Source organism: Sorangium aterium, from assembly GCF_028368935.1.
Taxonomy (GTDB): Bacteria; Myxococcota_A; Polyangia; order Polyangiales; family Polyangiaceae; genus Sorangium; species Sorangium atrum.
In genome coordinates, this window is record NZ_JAQNDK010000002.1 from 1,448,352 (window position 1) to 1,465,542 (window position 17,191).

General features: G+C 74.2%; 14 protein-coding genes. 1 reads left to right on the forward strand and 13 read right to left on the reverse strand.

Features of this window, described 5'->3' with window-relative positions; translation table 11 throughout:
* Nucleotides 1-34: 34 nt before the first annotated feature.
* The 12 genes from POL72_RS20470 to POL72_RS20525 form a co-directional block, all read right to left on the reverse strand.
* Nucleotides 35-886, reverse strand: a complete 852-nt coding sequence (locus POL72_RS20470) for a dienelactone hydrolase family protein (protein ID WP_272097156.1) — start codon at nucleotides 884-886, stop codon at nucleotides 35-37.
* On the reverse strand, nucleotides 883-1,866 hold the full coding sequence (locus tag POL72_RS20475; RefSeq protein WP_272097157.1) for a TauD/TfdA dioxygenase family protein: 984 nt from the start codon (nucleotides 1,864-1,866) through the stop codon (nucleotides 883-885). Before POL72_RS20475 ends, POL72_RS20470 begins: the two co-directional genes overlap by 4 nt.
* Entirely contained in the window at nucleotides 1,863-2,237 is a 375-nt protein-coding gene (locus POL72_RS20480; RefSeq protein WP_272097158.1) for a VOC family protein, read from the reverse strand. Before POL72_RS20480 ends, POL72_RS20475 begins: the two co-directional genes overlap by 4 nt.
* 300 nt (nucleotides 2,238-2,537) lie before the next feature.
* Nucleotides 2,538-3,413, reverse strand: a complete 876-nt coding sequence (locus POL72_RS20485) for a transglutaminase family protein (protein ID WP_272097159.1) — start codon at nucleotides 3,411-3,413, stop codon at nucleotides 2,538-2,540.
* Between the two features lie 30 nt (nucleotides 3,414-3,443).
* Nucleotides 3,444-3,857: a DUF4150 domain-containing protein gene (locus tag POL72_RS20490; RefSeq protein WP_272097160.1), complete on the reverse strand. Its 414-nt coding sequence runs from the start codon at nucleotides 3,855-3,857 to the stop codon at nucleotides 3,444-3,446.
* 12 nt (nucleotides 3,858-3,869) lie between these two features.
* On the reverse strand, nucleotides 3,870-4,601 hold the full coding sequence (locus POL72_RS20495) for a DUF3540 domain-containing protein (protein WP_272097161.1): 732 nt from the start codon (nucleotides 4,599-4,601) through the stop codon (nucleotides 3,870-3,872).
* A gap of 44 nt (nucleotides 4,602-4,645) precedes the next feature.
* Nucleotides 4,646-6,658, reverse strand: a complete 2,013-nt coding sequence (locus POL72_RS20500) for a pentapeptide repeat-containing protein (RefSeq protein WP_272097162.1) — start codon at nucleotides 6,656-6,658, stop codon at nucleotides 4,646-4,648.
* Nucleotides 6,655-9,012: a DUF2169 family type VI secretion system accessory protein gene (locus POL72_RS20505; RefSeq protein WP_272097164.1), complete on the reverse strand. Its 2,358-nt coding sequence runs from the start codon at nucleotides 9,010-9,012 to the stop codon at nucleotides 6,655-6,657. The genes POL72_RS20500 and POL72_RS20505 overlap by 4 nt, the downstream gene beginning before the upstream one ends.
* Nucleotides 9,013-9,068: 56 nt before the next feature.
* Complete coding sequence (locus POL72_RS20510; protein WP_272097165.1) at nucleotides 9,069-11,747, reverse strand: type VI secretion system Vgr family protein; 2,679 nt, start codon at nucleotides 11,745-11,747, stop codon at nucleotides 9,069-9,071.
* Complete coding sequence (locus POL72_RS20515; protein WP_272097167.1) at nucleotides 11,744-13,204, reverse strand: type VI secretion system Vgr family protein; 1,461 nt, start codon at nucleotides 13,202-13,204, stop codon at nucleotides 11,744-11,746. The genes POL72_RS20510 and POL72_RS20515 overlap by 4 nt, the downstream gene beginning before the upstream one ends.
* A 159-nt stretch (nucleotides 13,205-13,363) precedes the next feature.
* The gene (locus POL72_RS20520; RefSeq protein WP_272097168.1) at nucleotides 13,364-15,019 is read right to left on the reverse strand and encodes a DUF2169 family type VI secretion system accessory protein; all 1,656 of its coding nucleotides are present in this window, start codon (nucleotides 15,017-15,019) and stop codon (nucleotides 13,364-13,366) included.
* Between the two features lie 72 nt (nucleotides 15,020-15,091).
* Nucleotides 15,092-15,334, reverse strand: a complete 243-nt coding sequence (locus tag POL72_RS20525; RefSeq protein ID WP_272097170.1) for a type II toxin-antitoxin system VapC family toxin — start codon at nucleotides 15,332-15,334, stop codon at nucleotides 15,092-15,094.
* A 360-nt stretch (nucleotides 15,335-15,694) separates the two neighbouring features.
* Between POL72_RS20525 and POL72_RS20530 the strand changes: the two genes are divergently transcribed.
* Entirely contained in the window at nucleotides 15,695-16,273 is a 579-nt protein-coding gene (locus tag POL72_RS20530; protein ID WP_272097172.1) for a Uma2 family endonuclease, read from the forward strand.
* Between the two features lie 242 nt (nucleotides 16,274-16,515).
* Here the strand turns inward: POL72_RS20530 and POL72_RS51800 are convergent, their stop codons facing one another.
* Nucleotides 16,516-17,166 carry a metallophosphoesterase family protein gene (locus POL72_RS51800; protein WP_373372217.1) on the reverse strand — a complete coding sequence of 217 codons (651 nt, stop codon included), beginning with the start codon at nucleotides 17,164-17,166 and terminating at the stop codon, nucleotides 16,516-16,518.
* Nucleotides 17,167-17,191 lie beyond the last annotated feature (25 nt).

Genomic DNA, 17,191 nt, shown 5'->3' on the forward strand with positions numbered 1-17,191 from the left:
GACCCAGGTTGAGGTGCCGGCGGTGGAGCCGCAGCTACCCCGCCGCGCGCACACCCTCGCCGGCGACTGCCTGCGGCCGCCACTGCGCGACGTTGCCGGTGCGCTCGGCGAAGAATTCCCGCGTGCGCCGCCACGAGAGCTGCGCCGCGTCGGCGTGGTACGCCGGCCGCGTCTCGTTGAAGAACCCGTGGCGCGTCCCAGGGTACACGAACGAGATCAGCTCTCGCCCCGCAGCCCTGAACGCCTCCCCCACCGCTGGCGCCCTCGGGGTGATCGCCGGATCGTCCTCCGCATAATGCACCTGCAGCGGAAATCGCACGTTCCTCACCTGCTCCAGGGCCGGCGCCTGCCCATAGAACACAGCGCCCGCCGCGAGCTCCACGCCTGCGACCGCGAGCTGCCCCACGAGCCCGCCGCCCAGCGAGAACCCGACGGCGGCGACGCCCCCCGACCGCACGTCCGACCGGCCGACGAGGTGCGCCGCCGCCGCCCTCGCGTCGGACAGGTAGGTCGACGTGTCGCGGCTACCGAACCAGGCGAACACCTTCTTCAGCCGCTCCTGTTCGTCCGCCGGCAACCGCGCGACCACCTCGTCGCGGTCGGCGGCGCGCAGCAGGCTCACCCCCCGGGCCACCTCCGCCTCGGTGAAGGTCCGGTGCGTCGTGTCGTGCGAATACAGGTTCGGCGCAAACGCGATGTACCCTTCCTGCGCGAAGCGCCTCGCCAGCTCGATCGTATGGACCGTGAGCCCCAGCCCCTCGTGGAGGATCAGCACCGCCGGCGCCGGCGAGCGCCCGCCCGACGCCGGGCGGACCTGCACCGCCTCCACCGGCCCGTGGGGCCCCTCGAACGACGTCCTCTCGACGCCTGTGCTCGCGGCGCTCATGCCTGCACCTCCGCCTCGGCCGCCTTGTCCTTGCGGGCGGGCTTCAGCTTGCTCGGGGGCCGCTTGCCGAATGGCTCCCCGGCCACGATCTCGGAGCGGACCCCGTCGACCCCCACCGGGATATCTCCGGTCAGCGTCACCCGGTAGAGGACGCGCTCGACGTCGAGGTGCCCGAGGTCCTGCGGCCCCAGGTGCGCCGTGGCTCGGTTGTCCCAGAATGCAATGCTGCCGGGCTCCCACCGGAACCGCACCGTGTAGGTCGGGCGGCTGATCTGCTCGAAGAGCAGATCGAGGATCGCGCTGCTCTCGCGCGGCGACAGCCCGACGATGTGGCTGGTGAATCCAGGGCTGACGAACAGCGCCCGCTCGCCGGTCTCGGGGTGGACGCGCACCACGGGGTGGATCGAGATCAGCGGGTTCTCGCGCACCTTGCGCAGGTACGGGCTGTCCTGGTCCTGCGGCGCGAACCGCAGCCCGAAGCGGTGCTCCGCGCGCAGGCCGTCGACGAGCGCGCGCAGCGGCGCGGACAGCCCCTCGTAGGCTGCCACGAGGTTCGTCCAGGTCGTGTCGCCGCCGTACGGCGGCAGGATGTGCGCCCGCAGGATCGACGCCGCCGGCGGGTTCACGGCCGCGGTGACGTCGGTATGCCAGCGGTTCTCGTAGCTGAAGCGCCTGCCGTACCGGCGATCGTAGCGGCGGCTGTCGATGGCGAGGATCTCCGGGTGCTCGTCGAACGGCTCGTCCTCGTGCGGATGGGCATAGGTCACCTCGCCGAAGCGCGCCGCGAAGGCGATCTGCTCGGCGTGCCCGAGCGGCTGGTTCCGGAAGAAGACGACCTTCCACTTCAGCAGCGCCGCGCGGATGGCCGCCACGGAGTCGTCGGGCAGCGGCTTCGAGATGTCGGCGCCGTGGATCTCGGCGCCGATGTGCCCTGCGAGCGGCTTTACCTGGATGGCTTGATCGGATGCTCTCTGGCTCATAGGTCTCCTCCGCGTGGTCCCCCCGCCACGTCCTTGCTGGCGGTCGGTATGCGGGCGCCGTGCCAGGATGCGAGCGGCGGCGTGCGCGTGGGGACACACGGTGCGGGGCGCGCGTGCGGAAGTCCCCAGAACGTCTCCAGCGGGGGCCTAGTGACGTCGCCGCCCACGGCGAGCGCGTCGAACACCTTCGTCCTCTCCGCGATATCGCCGAGGTGCAAGCAGACCTCGGTGTCGCTCCCCTTCGCGGCCGGCGTGCCGGGCATCGTGTCGATGACGATGATGACGCCAGGACCGATGTGCAGCGTGGCGTGGAGGATCCGGTCCTTGCTCTCGGGAGATGGGTTGTCGCCCGACACATCGCCGAAGCGCATCACGCCCTCACACTTCGCCCCGAGCGCTCTTGTAGAGCGTGATGGCCTTCTCGGCGGTTCCGCCGAACATCAGACAGGGCTCCATGCGCTTGAACGACATGGGTGTGCCCCCGTACGGCCCAGGAGCGAGCGGCGTCGCTCCGGGAGCGATTTCAATGCGTCGACGCTTTGAGGAGCTCCAGAACATCCGTCGTCGCGGAGCCGGCGCGGCTGACGAGCGGGAGGGGCGTCCCGGAGGCGTCAGTCCACTTCGGCGCGGAGATGGGGGACGCGCGAGCGGCTCGTGCAAACGGCGCGACGTCATTCGTTTCCCTGCGGCGCCACCACGATCTCCGTCCGCAGCCGGACGCCGCGCGCGCCCTCGGCGGTGCCCCTGAGCGGCGCGACGTCATCGTAGTCGCGTCCGTAGCCCAGCACGATGTGCCCTGGCGCGCCCAGGCGCCCGAGCGTCGGATCGAGGTCGTGCCAGCCGCCCGACGGCAACCACACCGACGCCCACGCGTGCGAGGCGCGCGCCGGCGCCGAGGCGGAGCCGGTCACGTAGCCGCTCGCATAACGCGCCGCGAGGCCCATCGATCGCAAGCACGCCACGGCGAGGTGCGCGAAGTCCTGGCAGACGCCGCGCCGGAGCTCGCAGAAGACGGCGATGCCGGTGTCCGCGGTGGTGACGCCCGGGGTGAAGGTGAAATCCCGTCGGATCTGGTCGACCAGCCCCTCCAGCGCTCCGCCGAGCGGGAGGCCTTCCCGGAAGCTCCCCCGCGCGTAGTCCGCCATCGCGCCGCTCCGCGGCGCCCGCGCCGTGCCCTCCACGAGCGCGCGAAGCGCCGGGTCCTCCGCCGCGGCGGCCGCCGTGCGCGCCGCCACGGCCCGCCAGTCGTCCCCGAGATCGTCGGCGCCGCCCGCGGCCTCCTCGCAGAGGCGCACCACGCTGAGGGCCGTGACGTCGATCGCGCCGAAGCTCCCGCAGATATCTATCCGCGCGCGGCGATTGCCGAAGGCGTCCTCCTCGACCCGCCTCGAGCGCGGCGGCGGCCGCACCACGAGCTGGTGGAACTCGACCGCTTGATGCGGCAGCGCGCGCGGGGTGAGGTGCGCCTCCAGCCGGCACGCGACAGCGCCGTCGGCCCCGAGCTCGTACCGGCTGCGGTGAACCACGCGGTAACGACGCGCCGCCACGTGGACCCTCTCCGCCAGCCGCGCGGCCCTTCAGCCGCTCACCATCACCTTCGCCTGCGACGGCGCGACCTGCACGCCCATGGGCATGTTCGGGCTCTTGCCGTTCTGCGCCACCGCGCACGCGTGGAACACGACCGGATTGCCCTCGGCCTTCACCTTCGCCGAGAAGCTGCGGAACATCGCCTCGCCTTTGATCTTGCCGCTCACGACGCCGCCGGCAGCTCCCGCCTCGTCGCCGGTCGACATCGGGATCTCGCTCTGCTTCGTGAGCACCGGCTTGCCCTCCACCAGCACCTTCAGGGCGCAGGTGCTCGGGAGCGCCTGGTTGCACATCGCCACGTTCGGGTACGGCAGCGGCACCGGCGGACCGGGCGGCGCAGGGGTCTTGCACGTGTCCGGCATGGCCTGGCAGATCCCGGCCTGCGTCGTTGTTACAGGGAACATCGCCGCGCCCTCCTACCCCAGGTTGATCCGCTGGCCATCGATGCTCACGTCCTCGCGCGCGTCCACCGATACCTCGCGCCCGCGCAGCTCGATCACGTCCTCGACCAGCGCGCGCACCCGCCCGGCGCGGAGCTGGTGCAGCTCGCGCACCTCCTGGAAGAGATCCCCCGCCCGCGCGATCACCCGCCCGGCGATCGACTCGATCTTGCCCACGGTGGTGTGCGCCCGCTCCAGCACGGCGGTGAGCGCCCGCCCCTCATAGCGCGCCTCGGCGATGCGGACGTCGCCCCGCTCGGCGACGGCGGCGAGCGCCTCCCCGGCCACGGTGACGCGCCCGGGCGCGACCTGCACCGTCGCGCCGCGCTCGCCGGCGCGCGCGCTCAGGGTCGCGCCGCTCCGGCTCGCGATCGCGACCTCGCCGGCCGCCCAGCAGCGGATGGCGCCGCCCGCCACGAGATCGATGTCGCCCCCGGGCGCCGCGAGCGAGAGGCCGCCCGCCGCGACGAGGCTGCCCCGACCGGTCTCCGCGTCGTACTCGAAGAGCAGCCGGCCGGCCCGGTCGTGCACCGCGACGACCTCGTGGCCGTCGCGCTCGACGATCGACGCCGAGGCGCCCCCGCTCGCCACGATGCGCAGCGGGCGCTCCGCTGACTGCGCGCGCGGCGCGCCGTCGCGGAGCCCCTCGGGGCGCGCGTCGGAGGGCGGGGGCTCGACGGGGAGAGCAGGGAGGGCGGCGGTGGGCATGGCGGTGGTCCTCGGGTCGTGGCTTCGCGGCCGTCGTCGGCCGTTCATAACAGCGTGGGCGGGCGCCAGTCCTCGGCGCGGGCACGCTCCGGATCGGTCTCGCGGGCGCCCTCGCGCTTCGCGCCGTCCCAGCGCGCGCGCGCGGTGGTCGCCCGGTGCAGGTTCATCCCGCGGCAGTCGGCGCCCGACAGATCGGCGCCCGACAGGTCGGCGTGCGACAGGTCCGCGCCGACGAGCGAGGCGCCCTCGAGCCGCGCGCCGCTCAGATCCGCCTTGCGCGCCATCGCCTCGTCGAGCCGCGCGCCGCCGAGATCGGCGCGCGCGAGCGCGGCGCCGTCGAGGCACGCCCGGGAGAGATCGGCGCCGGCGAGCCGCGCGCCCCGGAGGCTGGCGCCGGTCAGGTTCGCGACCCCGAGGCGCGCCGAGGCGAGCGAGGCGCCGCCCAGCTCGGCGCCGGCCAGGCTCGCTTGCGCCAGATCGGCCCCGTCCAGCCGCGCGTCCCGGAGGTCCGCGCGCGACAGGTCGCAGTCGCGGAGCTCCGCGCCCGAGAGATCCATCCCGCCGAGCTTCGCCCCGACGAGCGAGCTCCTCGCGAGCCGCGCGCCGGCGAGCCGCGCGCCCCGGAGATCGAGCCCGACCAGCGAGGTCCCCTCGAGCGAGGCCCCTCCGAAATCCGCGCCGGAGAGGGCGGCGCCGGCGAGCTGCGCGCGCTTCAGCGTGGCGCCGTGCAGGCGCGCGCCGGCCAGGTTCGCGCCGCGGAGGCGCACGCCCGCGATGCGCGCCTCGGAGAGATCGGCGCCCGCGAGGTCGGCGTCCGAGAGATCGACGCCGGTGAGCTCGGCCCGGGCGAGGCGGGCGCCCGGGAGGCGCGCGCGGCGCAGATCCGCGCCGTCGAGCGCGGCGTCCTGGAGCGACGCCTCGGAGAGATCGGCGCCGGTGAGCTCGGTCCCGCGCAGCACGGCGGCCGCGAGCAGCGCGCCGCGCAGGCGGGCGCCGCGCAGCCGCGCGCCCGACAGATCGCAGCCCGACAGGTTGGCGCCGGTGAGGTCGGCCCCCTCGAGGCCGGCGCTGTCGAGCCGGGCGCCGTCGAGGTTCGCGCGCTCGAGCACGGTGCCCTCGAGGTCGGCCCCGCTCAGCGTGGCGCCGGCGAGGCGCGCGCCGCGCAGCGACGCGCCGCGCAGCGACGCGCCGCCGAGCGCCGCGGACGGGAGCTGCGCGCCGTCGAGAGCGGCCGCGTCGAGCTTGCAGCCGCGCAGGTCGAAGCCGGACAGGTCCGCGCCGGTGAGGTTCGCGCCCGTGAGGTCGCCGTCGGCGAGGTCGCGCGGGAGCGCCGCGCCGCGGAGATCCTGGTTCGGAACGCGGAGCCCGCGGACGAGGCGCGCGCGCGACAGGTCGAGCGCGCCGAGCTCGACGCCGATGAGCGTCACGGCGGCGAGCTCGGCGTCGATGAAGCTCGCGCCCGCGAGCCCGCAGCGGTCGAGCTCGACCTCGCCGAGCGTCGCGCCGTCGAGGCGCGCGCCGTCGAGGGCGCACTCCGCGAGCGCGGCGCCGGTCAGCGTCGCGGCCGAGAGATCGGCGCCGGCGAGGTCCACGCCCTCGAGCCGCGCGCCCGACAGATCGGCCCCACGGAGCGACGCGCCGGCGAGCGACGTGGCCCCGGCGGCGTATCCCGCGTACCCGGCGGCGCGCAGCGCCTCGACGGACTCGGCGCCGAGGTCGCGATCGGCCTCGAGCGGCAGCGTCGCGGCCGCGGCATCGCGGGTGAGCCGCACGTGGCGCGCGAGCACCGCGCGCTCGAGGCGCGCGCCCGACAGATCGGCCCCGCGGAGCGTGACGGCCAGGAAGACGGCGCCGGCGAGCCGCGCGCCGGCGAGCCGCGCGTCGCTCAGGTCGACGCCGTTGAAGAGCACGCCCGAGAGATCGCGGCCCGCGAGGTCGACGCCGCGCAGGTCGAGGCCGAGGATCATCGGCGGATCGAGCGGTCCGGCGTCGAGGCGCGCGAGGAGATCGTCCCTGTCCCGCGCGAAGCCCGCGGAGGTGGCGGCGGCCCCGGTCACGTCGCGCCTCGATCGCTGGTGAGCAGGGTGGACGCGAGCTGCGCGCCCGTGAGATCGGCGCCCTCGAGCCGCGCCTGCCACAGGGCGGCCTCGTACAACCCTGCGCCGCGCAGGTCGGCGTCGCGCAGGTCGGCGCCCTCGAGGCGAGCCCCGTGCAGGTTCGACCGCTCGAGGCGGGCGCCGCCGAGCCGCGCCCGCGTCAGGTCGGCGCCCGCCAGGTCGGCGCCGCGCAGGTCGGCGCCGCCGAGCTCGGCCCGGCCGAGATCCGCGCGGCGCAGGCTCGACAGCGCGAGGTCGGCGCCCGTGAGATCGGCGTGCATCCAGCGCGAGCCGTCGGCGCGGGCGCCGCGCGCCTGGGCGCGCGGCAGGCGGGTGTGCTCCGAGGCGCGCAGCCCGCGCAGGTCGGCGCCGCGCAGGTCGACCGCCTCGCCGTGCGCCCCCTCGATGCTCGCGTCCTCGAGCGCCGCGCCGGCGAAGGACGCGCGGTCGAGCGCCGCGCGCGCGAGGCGGGCGCCGGCGAGCTGCGCGCCGTCGAGCCGCGCCCCGGTGAGGTCGGCCTCGAGGAACGAGGCGCCGGCCGCGGCCGCGCCGGTCAGGATGGCCCCGCGCAGCGCCGCGCGGTCGAGGCGCGCCTTGCCGAGCGCCGCGCCGGTCAGGTCGGCGCCCGCGAGGTCGGCGCCGGAGAGGTCGGCGTCGTTCAGTCTGGCCGCCGGGAGCCACGCGCCCGCCATCCTGGCGCGAGCGAGCGTCGCGCCGTCGAGGTCGGCCCCGGCGAGGCGGGCGCCGGTCAGGTCGGCGCCGACGAGCAGCGCGCGCGCGAGGCTCGCCTCGCTGAGGTCGAGCCCCGACAGGTCGAGCCCCGAGAGATCGGCGCCCGCCATGCTCTCGCGGATCGACAGGCAGAGCTCCACGCGGTCGCGCGTCCACGGCGCCGCGCGCTCCGTGGCTGCCCGGTCCCGTGCCTCGTCCTCGCGGTCCAGCGCGTCGAGCTGCGCCGGGTCGTGCCCCCCGGCCTCGAGCGCCTTCTTCATCTGCTCGCGGCTCTCCCGCTGGATCTCGTCGAGCTGCGCCGGATCCCCGCCGAGCTTGCCCAGCCACGCCTCGAGCTCCGCGCCGGGCGGGCGCGGGCCATCGACCGACGCGCCGAGCGAGGCCACGAGCGCCGCGGGGGCGCCGCCCCGCTCGAGCGTCGCGCGGATCTGCGCGAGGAGCGCGGCGTCGTCGACGCCGGCCAGGGGAGACGCTCCGTCGTTGTCGTTGCCGGGCGGCGCCGCCGCGGCGGGCGCCTCCGCCACGGCAGGGCGCGCCTCCATCAGCGCGAGCGCGAGCTCCTCGCGGTAGCGCGCGGCCGGGACGCGGCCCTCGCCGAGCGGCTCGCTCGCGAGGAGCACGTGCCGCACCTCGGGGTGGTCCTCGGCGGAGACGGGCGCGTGGCCGCGCCACACGAGGATGAGCGCCTCGGCCTCCATGTCGACCCGGACCGTGTCGAGGTGCATCTGCACCTCGCGGAAGCGCTCCGCGCCGCCCGCGAGCTCGTCGAGGAAGCAGCGCATCCGGACGCCGGGGAGCCGCGCGCGGTAGTCGCGCCGCGCGCGGTGCAGGTTGTGGCAGACGATCTCCTCGTCGCCGCGCGAGTACTCGGCCTGGAGCGCCGGCACGGCCGCGTTGAAGTGGCTCCAGTCGAAATCGTCGGGGAAGAACGGCCAGCGCTGCTTCAGCCAGCGCTCGTCGTAGGTGCCGAGCTTGCTCGCGCGCAGCGCCCAGGCGGCGGCGAGCGGCCCGAAGCCCGCGGGCGGCGGCCGCGCCGCGGGCGAGTCGACCAACGCGCGCGGATCCTCGATGTTCGGCAGCGGCCGCCGCCGCAGATCGCGCTCGCCCGGGTCGAACACGCCGCGCCCCGCCGGGTTGGCCGCGAAGCCCGGGCCCCCGAAGGCGCGGTCATGGCCGAGCGGCATCTCGACGAACGGCTGCGGGTCGGTGCGCTTGCCGGCGGCCGGATCGGTCCAGTACCGGTCGCCGGTCACCTGCAGCGCGAGCGACGTCTTGCCGACGGCGAAGCTCACCGGCAGGGAGCTGACGGGCCGGCCGCCGGGCGCGTGGGCCTTGCCGAGCAGCAGGAGATCCGCCTTCGGCTTGAAGGGGGCGAAGTCGGACGCGCGGAGGAGCGCCCCGCGCGGATCGTCGCCCTCGTGCGCGTCGCCGAGCGGCGGCTCCGGGGCGCCGGCGGGGATCGCCGGCTCGCCGGGCACGAGGCGGTAGGTGCCCTTCGCGATCAGGCACAGGTCCCATTGCGGGGGCCGGATCTGCCACGAGACCGCGGCGAACGTGGTGGGCGTGGGGTTGATGATCTTCATGGCAGCTCTCGACGCGCGCAGGCCGCGAGCCCGCGCGCCCGCCGAGCGGGCTCCTCCTAGAGCATGTGGAACTGGGCGCCCTGAATGACGGCTCCCCCGGCGTCAACCTGGACCTGGTGGCCGCCGAACCTCAGGACGGAGGACGCGGCTGTGCTGCTCAGCTCCAGCTTGGCGGTCCCTGTTCCGGCGATGACGCTCGTCGCGTCGATCCTGAGGCTGCTGGGACCGCAGGCGAGCTCGATCGCGGCGGGCTCGATCTTGATGTACGCGCCGGCCAGCCCGCCGCAGCGCAGCAGGAGCTGGGTCGGCTCGATGATCAGCTCGGCGTCGTTCAGCGGGCTCGCGTGGGCGAGCTTGTGGACCAGGTACGTGCCGACGAGCGCCCCGAGCGTCGCGATGCCCCACGTCGCGCCCGTGAGCCCGCTGCCCTTCTCGAGATCGTCCTTGCCCGCGGAGGCGCCGAGCGGGCCCGCCACCGCGCCCAGGGCGCCCGCGGCCACGGCGGCTGCCCACGGCTTCGCGGCTTCGACCGTCGGGGCGTCGGTGCTCCGCACGCGCAGGTGCACCTTGGAGCGCGCCTTGATGTCCTGCTCGTCGGCCGTGGTGAGCTTCTTCGTGCTGCCGAACTCGAGCACCGGGCCGTACGCGATGTTGCAGCTCATCCCGGCCGTGATCCCCGTGTTGAGCCCGAGGAAGACGTTGCCGTTCACGCCCGCCGCGATGCTGTAGTTCCCGCCGAGGCTCGCCCCGAAGTTGATGCCGGTGAAGAAATTCGAGTTGTCGCCGTACGTGAGGTTGACCGTCGAGACGTGGCTGCGCGTCGTCTTCCGCCAGCCCTGCCAGTCCTTGCTGAACGTCATCGAGTAGAAGTCCACGTCGAAGATGCCGAGCGTCCGGTTCGGGATGACGAGCCGGTAGTTCCCGAGGACGACGTCGGTGCGGTTGCCCGTGGTGACCGACTGGTAGTCCCCCTGGGTCACGACCGTGCGGTTGCCGTCCGTGTGATCGTAGACCCCGTCGCTCGCCGCCCAGCCGAAGTGCGCCGCTTTCCCCTTGTCATTGGCGTCCGAGCTCGTGTCGTAGCCGTTGTCGAGGCTCGACCACGTCCAGCCGCTGTCGCCGAACCCCGCGGTCGGATCGAGCCGCGCGGACTCGGTGAACGTGCCGGCCGCCGCGGTCGCCCGCTCGCCGTAGCGCAGGTAGCTGTACTTGCCGTCGCTGTGGGGGACCGCGATGCGGATCCAGTCCTCCGCGCTGCTCGCGGTGGTCGTCATCTCGTCCTGGCCGAGCTGCTGCTCCGTCGGCAGCGCGCCCTCGGCGCCGGCGCGCGTCGCGGGCCCGCCGCGCGCGCGCCCGAAGCCGCCTCCCATCTCGACCATGGCCCCGTTCGGCATCCGGATGCGGCCGCGCCCCTCGTCGGCGCTCGTGACCACGCGGCTCTTCGCGTTGGGCACGACGCCGGTGATCACCGGCCGCTCGGGATCCCCGCCGACGCCGGTCCACAGCACCTCGGCGCCCTTGCGCAACGTGAAGTGCATGCCCTCGTCGGCCCCGCCGTAGGGCGTCGCCAGGCGCATCGGCACCGAGCCCTGCGCCTCGGCCGCGCCGCTCAGATCGAACGGCATCACCACGCGGTAGCGCCCCTCGGCGTCGACCGCGGCGACGCCCTCCGGGCCGCGCGCGTCGACGTGGGCGACCATCGCGCCCTCGAGGCGCGGCCTCGGCGTGACGCGCGGCGGGCGGTAGCGCGTCGAGGCCGGGATGGCCTCGAACTGGCAAGCATAGCGCGGCTCGTCGACCGCCCCGGCGCTGTGCACCGCGCGCGTCACCAGGTAATCGCGGTTCCAGTCGGCCCGGAAATGGCCGGAGAGCCCGAGGCGCTCGCCCGCGGCGAGCGGCGCGCCGATCGCGCCGTCGTACACGGTCGCGCGGCAGCGCAGCTCCTCGGCGCGCACGGCGGCGAGCGCGGCGCCCTCCTCGGGCGCCGCGAACGAGCCGCCCTCGTCGACGAGCAGCCCGAAGCCGCGCGCGTCGACCTCGGCCTCGGCCTCCAGCGGCACCTCCGGCGTGCGCTCGTTGTAGTCGAGCAGCACGAGCGCGCGCGGCGACATCCGGCGCCGGCAGCGCAGCGCGCGCACCCCTCCGGCCTCCCCCATCGCGGCCTCGACCGCGCCCCGGAAGCCGTCAGGGTGGTCGCAGAGGACGAGCCGCTCCGCCCCCCCGCGTGGCTCGATGAAGTAGCTGACGCCCGCCTGCTCCAGCTGCCGTGACACGAAGTCGAGCGCGCTCTCCTGGTACTGCACGGCGTGCTCGCGCGGCGGATACGCCCGCTCGAGCCGCCGCTCCACCTCGATCCCGAGGCCGCTCCCGGCGATCACCGCCTCCACCAGGTCCGGCACGCTGAGCCGCTGGTAGAAGCGCGTCTGCCGCGCGAGGCCGAGCAGGGCGAGGCGCGGCACGAGCACGACCCGGTAGGCGTACCGATCGCCGCCGAGCGCGCCGCCCTGCTCCACCTCGGCCACGACCCCCGGGACCGTGCGGCCGGCGAGATCGAGCTCCCCGGCCGCGCCGACGAGGTCGTCGAGCGGCAGCGCGGGATCGGGCGACGCGAGATCGATCTCGAAGCGGTACGGGCGCGACAGCGCCTCCTCGCCGCGCAGCCCCAGCACCGTGAACGCTCCGGCCGGGGCGGCCTCGGAGCGGAAGTGCATCCCGACCGTCGTGGGCTTCGTCATCGCTTCTCCGAGATCTCGAGCATGGCGCCGGACGCCGTGGTGATGCGGCTCTGGTTGGCGTTGCGGGCCGTCACGGGGGACGGCGCGAGCGGGTTGAACATGGCGCCGAGGATCACCGGGCGATCCGGATCGCCGTTGGCGAACGCCACGAGGACCTCGGTGCCGGGGCGCAGCGGGAAGTGCATCCCGTGGCCCACGCCGCTGAAGGGCTGCGCCATCCGGACAGGGCGCGAGGCCTTCTGCTCGCCCGGCTCCGCCGTGTCGAAGTGGAGCTGGACCGTGTAGCGCCCCTCGGCGTCGAGCAGGGCGACGCCGTTCGTCTTTCCCCCGGGCCCCGGCTGCACGATCCCCGTGACCACGCCGGAGATGCGCGGCCTCGGCGTCCGGCGCGGCGGCCGGTAGGCGACGCGCGCCGGGATCGCGCGGAATGCGTTCCTGTAAAACGGGCTCTGCTCGCCGGCGTCCTTGAACGCCGGGAGCCTCGCCTCGTGCTCCACCTCGACGAGCAGCAGCTCCTCGCGCTCCGGGAAGCGCGGGTGCTCGATCAGGGTCACGCGCCGCCCGGCGGACAGCGCCGCGCGGCTGGCCTTGCCCTCGTACACGCGCTGCCGCGACAGCCGCTCGTCCGCCCGGATCTGCGCCAGCTTCGCGGCCTCCTCGGGCGTCTTGACGTGGCTGCCGTACTCGACGACGCCGCCGCCGTCGCCCGAGCCCAGGCTGGCGTAGGCCGTCAGGTCGAGCTGCGGCGCGCGGTAGTTGTAGTCCTGCACCACGTAGCTGGTGGGCACCAGGTCGGTCGTCACCTCGAGGGCGAAGATGTCCGCGGCCTCGCCGCGGGCGCGGAAGGGCACCGTCTCCGCGCCCGCGGCGAGGCGGAAGCCGGAGGGGTGATCGGTGAAGACAAGCCTGTCGCGGCCGCCCTCGTGCTCGAAGAAGAAGCTGATGCCGACGTGCTCGGCCAGGCGGCTGATGAACGCGAGATCGCTCTCGCCGTACTGCACGACGAACTCGCGCTCGGGGTAGGTCTCGAGCAGCCGCAGCTCGACGTCCTCGGAGCCCAGGCCGTGCCGCTCGAGCTTGCTCCGGAGGATGTCCGGAACGCTGCGATCCAGGTAGATCTCCTGCGTCTCGACAAGGGTGAGCCGGAACGCGCGCGGCACGAGGCGCAGGCGGCAGGTGGCGCGCTCCGCCAGCGGCTCGAGGCGGTCCCGGATCGGGCCGAGCATGCCCGAGACGCGGCGGATCTCCTCGCCGTCGGCCTCGAAGACCAGGCTGATCTCGGCGCCGGGCGCGGCGTCGGCCGGGAGCTCGCGGCCCTCGTCGATCACGACCTCGAGATCGAACGAGAAGAGCTGCGAGATCGCCTCTCGCCCGTGGAGCTCGCGGACCTTCACGTGGTCCCACGGCCCCCGCTCTGACTCGATGCGAACGTCCAACGTCCCGGAGGCTTCCTTCATCGCTCGTTCTCCGATTCCTCCGCGGCTTTCCCTGGAGCACCGGAAAGGTGGAGGAGCCGCGTGGGCGTGCGCGCCGCGGGGGCGCCGGGGTGGCCGCATGAGGGCAGCTGACACGCTGCGCCGGGGCTCGCCCTTCGGGGTTTCACGGGCATCGGAGCGTCAGCCTCGCCCCTTGCCGGCGCCGTACAGGAGCGCCCGCACATCGAGCTTCGCGGGCCGCTTCGGCGCTCCGGCGGGCGGCGGCTCCGGGGGCGGCGGTTCGGGGGGTGGTGTCGCCCAGGCGAAGGCGCCCCCCGCGGCCGCGGGGCTCACCGGGTCCGGCGTGGGGACCGCGGGCGCGGCCGCGCTGGCGGCGGGAGCGCTCGGCTCGGCCGGCGGCGCGCGTGGCGGCTCGGCCGGCTGCGCGCGTGGCGGCTCGGCCGTGAAGGGAGTCGCCGGCTGGCGCGCCGCATGGCTGTCGACGTCCTTCGGCATCTGCATCGTCCCCGACCTGGCGAGCGGAGCCTCGGGCGGCGATGGTGCAGGCCGTTTCGGCGGCGACGGCGAAGCGCCTTGGCTGCCGACGTCCTTCGGCATCTGCATCGTCCCGGACCTGGCGAGCGGAGCCTCGGGTGGCGGTGGTGCGGGCCGTTTCGGCGGCGACGGCGAGGCGCCTGCGGGGGCCGGACGAAACGGCAGCGTCCCCGGGACCGCGAGCGCCCTGTTCGGCGCGACGTCCAGCGTCCCTGTGGGACTCATGCTCGGCGCGGCGGACAGCGCGACGGTCGACTCGAGGGAAGCGTCGTCCTCGTCGCCCGCCGCGCCCGCGCGGGGCGCCGTCGCTCCGGCCCTGCTGACCGCGGCGCCCGGAGCGGGCCACGCGATCGGCTCGCCCGGGAGCTCGACGCCGGCGAAGATGCGCATGCGCGGGAGCGCGTCCTCCGAGGGCACGGGGAAGCTGCTGCGCCACGTCACCGTGCAGCGCTGCTCGTCGCCGTCGATGCGCAGCACGTCGGCGCTCAGCGGGAGCTCCTGGTGCTCGGCGAGGCCGAGGCCCGCGAGGCCGTGGATGCGCGCGACGCCGCGCGCGCCGGGCAGGCGCATGCGCATGCGCGGCGCGCTCGGGTGCAGGCCGTCCATCACGATCCACTCGTCGCCGCGCAGGAAGTGCGTGCGCTGATCCGGCGGCGCCGCCTGGAAGTAGTCCCAGCTGAGATCGTCCGGGATCTCGGGGATGCCGCGCTCCAGCAGGGCGCGCGGGGTCGCCCCGAGGAGCCGCCGGCGGGCGGGGCTGGCCTTCGAGATCGGGCCGAAGCCAGCCACGCGCCTCGCGTCGACCGGATCGAGGATGTTCGGCTCGCCCGAGCCCTGCGGATGGCCCTCCCCGAACGGGTTGTCCGGGAAGCCGATCCCGCCAAAAGCATGCTCGTAATCGATGGGGAGCCGCACGAAGCCGCCCCGCTTACGGACCATCAGCGTCTTGTCCAGCAGCGTCCAGCTGCTCGAGAAGAGCCCCAGCCGGACATGCGCCGCCTCGACGGGGCGGCCGTGCGGCGCATGCGCATGGCCCGTGAAGAGCACGTCGGCCTTGAGCAGGCGAGGAACCAGATCGGTCGTGAACCGGATGCTCCGCGAGGGCAGCCCGCGGTGATGGACCTCCTCCCGGATGATCTCCTGCGGCGCGATGCGCTGCATCATCGTGTCGCTGGCGAACCCGAAGGTGGCTTTCACCATCGCGGTCACCCAGAGCTTGCCCTTGAACCTCCATGCCATGGCGGCGGCGGTCGCAGCGCCGACCGGCATCGCGCTCACATGCGGAGGGCTGCTCGTCGCCATGGATCCACCAGCGATGAGACCCGCCCTCCGACGCTGCTGTCAAGCCATCGTGGCCGTCACGCGGCGCAGCGATCACCGGTTCAATCGGCAAGAGGATCGCGCCGCTCCGCTTCTGGCGAGCGCGTCCTCGAGCGATCTCTGCGCGGGCCGATCGAGCTCGACCCTCCCTTTTTCGGCGAGCATCGCAATCTCCCAGCAGCTCATGGCCGAGACGCCAAGCCTATCCGCACCATCGACGGCCACGGCTGCCTGCTCGGAGAGGCGATCTGGGGACGCGACGAGCCAGAACCAAGCGTGCGTCTCCAGCACGATCACGGCTTGAAGCTCTCCTCGTCGCGCGGCCGCGCATCGGCATCCTCTGCGGGAGATTCGATGTCATCGACGTACCGAGTGGAGCTTGCGAGCTGTTGAGCCAGGTGCTGCCGGGCGGTCGCGATGGTGAGCCTACTGCGCGGCGCGAGCGCGCTCCACCGCCGGCATCGCGAGCGCCTGCCTGGGACCGGCCAGGCCGGCGGTTTCTGGGAAATGTCGCCGCTCCGCGGGGCTCGTGAGCTGTTCGGGTCGGCCGCGATCGAGGGCGCCGGAGACGCCGCCTTGCGGCGCCGGACGCGGAGGCCGCGCCCGAGCGCCCGCCACCCGCGGCGAACGCCGTGCGCTGTGCCATACTGCGCGGCCATGGTGGCCCCGGCACATCGCATCCACTACACGTACGCCGAGTACCTGACCCTCGAGGCGTCCAGCAACGTCAAGCACGAGTACCTGGACGGCCAGATATACGCGATGGCGGGAGGTACGCCCGAGCATGCCGCGCTCGCTGCGGCGGTCATCGGCCTCCTCTTCCCCGAGCTTCGCAGAGGTCGATGCCGTGCTTACGACGCCGATCTTCGCGTGCGTGTGCCGTCGACAGGCCTCGCCACCTACCCCGACGTCACGGTCGTGTGTGGGCCGATCGAGCGCGACGCCCAGGACGAGCAAGCCGTGACGAACCCCACGCTCATCGTCGAGGTGCTGAGCCGCAGCACCGAGGAGTACGACCGAGGCGACAAGTTCGAGCATTACAAGAGCCTCGCCTCATTGCGCCAGTACGTCCTGGTGTCGCACCGGGAGCGCAGCGTGGAGGTGTGGACTCGCGACGTCGACGGCGACTTCACGTCTGCCATCGCGCGGGATGGCGACGTCGCGCACCTCGCGTCGATCGGCGCCCGGCTCGACGTCCGCGAGCTGTACGAGGCTGCGGCCGAGCCGGGGGCCTGAGAGGGCGCAGCCGGCGGAGCTCTGTGCCCGGCACAGCGTTCGAGGGCGCGCAGGCGGCGCTCATCCCGCGGCGGACGTGCGGCGCCTTTCCACTGCTGGAACTCAGCCCGGCGAGCGGCACGCCATGCTCGCCCGTCGCGAGCCGCATCACCTGATCTTCGGTCACGCGCAGCCTCCCGGCGTCGGCGTCGTCGCCGGCGAGCCACGCCGTGTCGAGGCCGATGATCTGCACAGGTGATGCCTCATCGCCCAGGAACAGCGTGCGCCGATAACCCAGCCGCCCATGCGGTGATCCCGCCGGATCGAGCTCCGGCCGGCCCAGCGCTCCGCGTACCCATGCTCGGTAGGCGTCCTGCCGTTTCAAGAGCCGCTCTCGAAGGCTGGCCTCGACGCCGAGCGGAGGGGCCTTGTCGAGGCCCGACATCCGCCGCGACAGCGCCAGCGGATCGAGCGAGCGCGTCCCGCAGCGCCTTCCAAGCGTCCTCCTCGACCGCGCGCGCGACATCATGGTTACCCGGCACCATGAAGAGCCGCTCGGCGCCGAGCCCTAGTCGCGAGAGGAGCCGCTCGAAGAACGCGGTCGCTGCCTCGTACTCCTTGGCGATCCCCCAGTCGGCGACGTCGCCCGTGAAGCAGACGAGGTTGATGGCCCCGCCTCTCAGAACCTCATCCAGGTTTCGCTCCCAGGCTGCTCCGAGCACGCGCTGCCGCCGCCAGTGCTCCCGTCCACGCGGTCCACGTTCGTGCAGATCCGAGATATGGAGGATTCGCACGCGAAGCGCTGCATTGGGCGAGAGTTGCCCGGGCTCATCGAGGCACATTGTACACCAGCATGCATGGGCTGGAAGCTGCGCGTACGTCCGGTCACCGCGCGCTGCACGATCCCAGCACATTTCTGCGTGGCAGCGGGTATTGACT